6 protein-coding genes are annotated in these 5515 nt (G+C 73.3%); 3 read left to right on the forward strand and 3 right to left on the reverse strand.

Annotated elements, in window-relative coordinates:
- Positions 1-577: TetR/AcrR family transcriptional regulator (locus NBZ85_RS26935; protein ID WP_261562842.1), on the forward strand; the 577-nt coding region annotated here is incomplete at its 5' end.
- A 101-nt stretch (positions 578-678) separates the two neighbouring features.
- Here the strand turns inward: NBZ85_RS26935 and NBZ85_RS26940 are convergent.
- From NBZ85_RS26940 to NBZ85_RS26950, 3 genes are read right to left on the reverse strand one after another with little or no spacing between them, the layout of a single operon-like run.
- The gene (locus NBZ85_RS26940) at positions 679-1605 is read right to left on the reverse strand and encodes an SDR family oxidoreductase (RefSeq protein WP_261562843.1); all 927 of its coding nucleotides are present in this window, start codon (positions 1603-1605) and stop codon (positions 679-681) included.
- 4 nt (positions 1606-1609) lie between these two features.
- Complete coding sequence (locus tag NBZ85_RS26945) at positions 1610-2542, reverse strand: LLM class F420-dependent oxidoreductase (RefSeq protein WP_261560047.1); 933 nt, start codon at positions 2540-2542, stop codon at positions 1610-1612.
- Positions 2539-3189 carry a pyridoxamine 5'-phosphate oxidase family protein gene (locus NBZ85_RS26950; RefSeq protein ID WP_261560049.1) on the reverse strand — a complete coding sequence of 217 codons (651 nt, stop codon included), beginning with the start codon at positions 3187-3189 and terminating at the stop codon, positions 2539-2541. Before NBZ85_RS26950 ends, NBZ85_RS26945 begins: the two co-directional genes overlap by 4 nt.
- A 191-nt stretch (positions 3190-3380) precedes the next feature.
- On the opposite strand from NBZ85_RS26950, the gene NBZ85_RS26955 reads away from it, so the two are divergent.
- Both NBZ85_RS26955 and NBZ85_RS26960 read left to right on the forward strand, forming a co-directional pair.
- Positions 3381-4961, forward strand: coding sequence for an amidohydrolase family protein (locus tag NBZ85_RS26955; RefSeq protein WP_261562844.1), 1581 nt, complete (start codon positions 3381-3383; stop codon positions 4959-4961).
- A 53-nt stretch (positions 4962-5014) separates the two neighbouring features.
- On the forward strand, positions 5015-5515 hold a 501-nt coding region (locus tag NBZ85_RS26960), incomplete at its 3' end, for an acyl-CoA thioesterase (RefSeq protein WP_261562845.1).

The following is a 5515-nucleotide window of genomic DNA, read 5'->3' on the forward strand; positions in this document are numbered from 1 at the left end:
GGGCCGGGTGCGGGGGGACGCCGAGGTCAGCCGTGAGGCGATCATTGCCGCGGCCCGCCGGGCGTTCGCCCGCCAGCCCTATGCCGCCATCACGCTCAAGGCGATCGCGACTGACGCCGGGGTGAGCGCTCCGCTGGTCCTGAAGTACTTCGGCAGCAAGGAACAGCTCTTCGCCCGGGTCTCCCGGTTCGGCGACGAGATCGACCGGCTGCTCGACGCGCCGCTGCCCGACCTCGGCCGCCACCTGCTGCATGCGCTGCTCGACGCGCACGAGCAGCGCCGTGACCCGCTCATCCGGGTCGCGTTCGCGCTCCAGCACGGCGAGCACGCCGCGCTGCTGCGCGACAATTTCCGCGATCAGGTCGTCGCCCGGCTGCGGTCCCGCCTCACCGGCCCGGACGCCGCCCTGCGCGCCGAGCTCGTCCTGGCCCACCTGCTCGGCCTCGGCGTCCTGCGCAAGATCGTGCATGCCGAGGCGATCAGCGCCGCCGAACGCGACCGGATCGTCGACCTGTGCGCGCCGGGCCTGCAATGCCTCCTCGACGGCACCCCCGACACGACCCCTTCGGCAAAGTGATCACATAGGCGAGTGCGGCTGACCGTCTTCCGCCATCAACAAGATAATCAACACTGTTGACGAAATGGGGCCACTCATGATCATCGTTGCGAGTCGGTGACTCAACCGCGGGTGGGCGCGTTCGGCGGGGGACGGGTGCCGGTGAGGTCGGCGTTCGGGGCGGCGGCGCGGACCAGGCCGGGGATGACCTCGCCGAGCGCACCCGGGTCCCAGACGCCGTCGAGGTCGACGGCCGGGCCAGCGACCCAGCCCTCCAGCACGGTGATGCTGCCGCCGACAACCGCGAACACCCGCCCGGTCACCCCGGCCGACGCCTCACTGCCCAGCCAGACCACCAGCGGCGCGATGTGCCCGGGGGTCATCCTCGCCGCCTGGGCCTCGGGCAGGTCGCCGGTGAGACCGTCGGTCATCCGGGTCAGCGCGAGCGGAGCGATCGCGTTCACGGTCACGCCGTAGCGGGCAAGCTCCAGCGCGGCGGTGATGGTGAACCCGGCGATGGCGGTCTTGGCGGCGCCGTAGTTCGTCTGGCCGATGTTGCCGAACAGTCCCGACGGTGAACTGGTGTTGACGACGCGCCCGGCCCGCCCGTGCCCGGCGGAGTGCTCGCTGCGCCAGTAGACGCCGGCATGGTGGGTCGGGGCGAAGGTGCCCTTGAGGTGCACCCGCACGACGGTGTCCCACTCCGTCTCGGTCATGTTGACCAGGGTGCGGTCGCGCAGGATCCCGGCGTTGTTCACCAGGACGTCGAGCCCCCCGAACGTCTCGACCGCCTGGGCGACGAGGCGCCCGGCCCCGGCGAAGTCGGCGACGTCGTCGGTGTTCGCCACCGCCTGCCCGCCGGCCGCGCGGATCTCCTCGACGACGGCGGCCGCGGGCCCGTCGCCGCGACCATGGCCGGTTCGGTCGCAGCCGAGATCGTTGACGACCACCCGGGCGCCCTCGGCGGCGAACGCCAGCGCATGCGCCCGCCCGATCCCGTTGCCGCCCCCCGTGACGATCACCACCCGACCTGCGCACAGCCCCGACACGGGCTTACACCGGGTCCGCGGCGTGGGCGACGATCTCCTCGCCGAACCGGCGCACGGTGTCCTCCGCCGCGGCCGGGTCGTCGCCGCAGACCGCGATCACGATCCAGTCCGCGCCGAGCTTGGCGTACGTCGCGACGTCGTCGAGCATCGCCGACGGGTCCCAGCCCACCCGGGTGTCGAGCTGCGGCCACATGCCGGTGGCCACCACGTCGATGTCGTCGTGCGGGCGCCCCGCCGCGTCCAGACGGGCCCGGACGTCGTCGACGACCCGGGTGAAACCGTCGACGCCGGGCACGGCCGCCGTGCGGATCGTGCGGGCCAGCGTGTCGTTGGTCAGCAGGGTGACGACGCCCTGCCCGTAGCGCACGGCCCGTTCCCGCCCCCACGCGCTGTTGCCGTGTAACCACAGCGGCGGGTGCGGCTGCTGAACGACCCGCGGCTGGATGTTGGTGCCGCGGGTCTGCAGCAGCCGGCCGCTGTGGGTCAGCCGCGGCTGCTCCCAGCTCGCCCGCAGCACCTCCACCGTCTCGTCGAACGCGGCGAGGCGGCCGTCGAAGTCGACGCCGAGCGCGCCGAACTCCGAGCGAAGGTAGCCCGTGCCGAGGGTCAGCGTCAGGCGTCCACCGGAGAGCGCGTCGAGCGTCGCCACCTGATGTGCGGTCAGCAGCGGGCTGCGGTAGGGCGCCACCAGTGCCCAGGTGAACAGGCGGATGCGGCGCGTCACCGCTGCGCAGAAGGCCAGCGACACCAGCGGATCGGCGCTGCCCTCCCCACCGGAGTCGACCCACCGCGCCGACGGCGCGGGATGGTCGCTGAACCCGAGCGCGGCGAAACCCGCCTCCTCCGCCGCCCGCGCGAATCCCGTCACCGCGTCGGGGGTGAGAATCCGCGGCGACCAGGCAGGATCGGCCACGGCATGCTGGACGGCGAATCTCATCTGTTCTCCACACTCCAGGTCACGGCCGGGCCGGCCGTGGAATCGGGCCCGGAATCGGGCCCGGGCGGCAGGGGCGGCAGGGGCAGGGGCAACGCCGGCAGACCGTCGATGCTCCTGCCGTTGTACTCCTTGCGTTCGCAGTAGGCGGCGAATTCCTCGTCGGTCCGGCGGCCGAAGTACTCCCGGTGCAGGCTGCGTTCCTCCCGGTACTCCAGGAACGGCACGGCGTAGCCGCAGCTGTCGCTGATCCGCTCGGCCGACACGACGATGATCGACCGCAGCCCGGTGGGGTCGGCCGCCCGCGGGTCGAAGCGGGCGAGCAGCCCGGCGAAGCGCGGGTCGTCGCGGAACACCGGCTCGCCGCGCCCGTGTACCCGCACGATGGTCGGGGGCCCGCTGAACGCGCACCACATCAGCGTGATCCGGCCGTTCTCGCGCAGGTGCGCGAGAGTCTCCGCGTGGCTGCCGCCGAAGTCCAGGTAGGCCAGGGTCCGCTCGTCGAGGACGGTGAGCGTCCCAGCACGGCCCTTGGGGGAGAGGTTGACGCTGCCCTGCGCGGACAGGGGAGCCGTCGCGACGAAGAAGACGACCTGTTCCTCGATGAAGCCGCGCAGCCGGCCGTCGAGACGTTCGTAGGTCTTTCCCATGGATAGGCAGTATCGATCGATCACCCGTCCGGCGCCCGCGCTTTCCCCGCGCGTCCCGCCACGCGGCATCGGGGACAGGCCGCTTCGGGGACAGGCCGCTTCGGGAACAGCCGGCCCATGGTGATGTCCCGGCCGCCACGCGCCGATCTCTGCGGGTCCGGGCGCCCACGCCCCGGACTATGGTGACGCGGGTGGGGGGCGCTGAGCAGGCAGCGGGGCATCGGGCGTTGCTCATCCGCCGGGCGGAGCTGACGGAACTGCCCGGCCCGACCGCCACGCCGGCTGCCGACGAGGCACCACAGGGCGGCCGGGCCACCCCGCCGGAGACGCTTCCACCGGCGCGGGTCGCGGACGTGCGGATTGTCGGCGGGCGGATCGTCGAGATCAGCGCCGACCCGCTGCGCCCGCGCCAGGGTGAGACCGTCATCAACGCCGACGGCGGCGCGCTGCTGCCCGGACTGCACGACCATCATGTCCACCTGCTGTCGCTGGCGGCGTCGGCGTCGTCGGTGCGGGTGGGACCGCCGCAGATCGTCGACGTCGACGGGCTGCGCGCGGCGCTGCGCGCCGCTCCGGTCACGGAGCCGGCACAGTGGGTGCGCGCGGTCGGTTACCACCCGTCGGTGGCCGGTGACCTCGACCGGCATGCCCTGGACGCGCTGCTGCCCGACCGGCCGGTGCGGGTGCAGCACCGGGGCGGGGCACTGTGGGTGTTCAACTCGGCGGCGCTGGGTCTGGCCGGCATCGACGGCTGCGACCTGCCGGGCGTCGAACGTGACACCACCGGAGCACCCACCGGGCGGCTGTGGCGGATGGACGGCTGGCTGCGCCGCCACGCCGCGCTGCCCCCGGTGGCCATCGACCTCGCCGCCGTGGGCCGCACCGCTGCCGCGTCGGGAATCACCGGTTTCACCGACGCGACCCCGGGCCGCTCCGCCGAGCACCACCGGACCCTCGCCGCGGCCGCGGCCCGCGGCGAGCTGCCGCAGCGGCTGACCCTCATGCGCCCCGAACCGCAGCCCACCCTCACCGAGGCTCCCGCCGGGCAACGTTACGGAGAACGGGCCGGGGAACTGCCCGCCGGCGCCGGCGGCGGCGGGCCGGTGAAGGTGATCCTCGACGACGACACGCTGCCCGACCTCGACGCCCTCGCCGCCCGGTTCACCGCGGCGCACCGGGCTGGCCATCCGGTGGCCGTGCACTGCGTGACCCGCGTCCAGACGGTGCTGACGCTCGCCGCGCTCGACATCGCCGGCCCCCGCCGCGGCGATCGCCTCGAGCACGGCGCCGTCGTGCCACCCGAGCTGCACGGCCACCTACGCCGCACCGGGCTCGTCGTCGTCACCCAGCCCAACTTCATCGCCGAGCGCGGCGACCGCTACCTCGTCGACGTCACCGACGAGGATCCGGCCTCGCTGTACCCGGCGGCCTCCCTCGTGCGGGCCGGCATCGGACTCGCCGCCGGCACCGATGCGCCGTTCGGCCATCCCGACCCGTGGCGGGCCATCGCCGCCGCGGTGACGCGGCGCACCGCCGCCGGCATCGTCCTGGGGGCCGACGAACGCCTCGACGCCGCCTCGGCCCTGGCGCTGTTCCTCACCGACCCGGCGGACCCGACCCGCCTGCGCCGCGTGCGCCCCGGCGCACGCGGCGACCTCTGCCTGCTGCACCGCCCCCTGCGGGTGGCCCTGCGTGACCCGTCCGCCGCCCAGGTCCGCCTGACGATCGTCGACGGCGTGCCGCTGGGCGGGTGGGACCAGGCCCGGCAGTGAGAGATTGCTTGCACGGCGACCCAGGTGAGCGCGCTGATGTGCACAGTGGCGGCATGGACCCACGACGCGATCCGGAGCGGCTCAGCCTCGCCAGCTACCCGCTCAGTCACCCTGTCCAGGCGCGGTTCAGTGACCTCGATGGCAACGGCCACCTGAACAACGTCGCGCTGGCCTCCTTCTACGAGGACGCCCGCATCACCCTCGACTGGCGGATCTTCACCGACGGCAGGCCCGTGCCGTTCGAGGGCTTCACCTTCGTCGTCGCCAACATCTCGATCCATTACCTGGCCGAGGCGCGCTATCCCGCGACATACGTCGTCGGCTGCGGGGTCAGCCGGATCGGCACCTCCTCGTTCGTGCACAGCGCGGGCCTGTTCCGCGACGGCGTCTGCTTCGGGCTCTGCGACAGCATCCTGGTCCATCTCGTCGACGTCTGTTACGACGTCCGTGGGCCTGTCCTCGACGAAGCGACTCGGCTGGAAGCCGCGGGCGCGCGCATCCTCAAGCTGAACATCGGCAACCCGGCACCGTTCGGCTTCTCCGCTCCGCCGGAG

Source organism: Frankia tisae, from assembly GCF_025403405.1.
Taxonomy (GTDB): domain Bacteria; phylum Actinomycetota; class Actinomycetes; order Frankiales; family Frankiaceae; genus Frankia; species Frankia tisai.

Bases quoted from the DNA above. Each gene is read 5' to 3' on its own strand.
- NBZ85_RS26945 (WP_261560047.1), bottom strand. From the start codon at position 2,542: ATGAGATTCGCCGTCCAGCATGCCGTGGCCGATCCTGCCTGGTCGCCG.
- NBZ85_RS26950 (WP_261560049.1), bottom strand. From the start codon at position 3,189: ATGGGAAAGACCTACGAACGTCTCGACGGCCGGCTGCGCGGCTTCATC.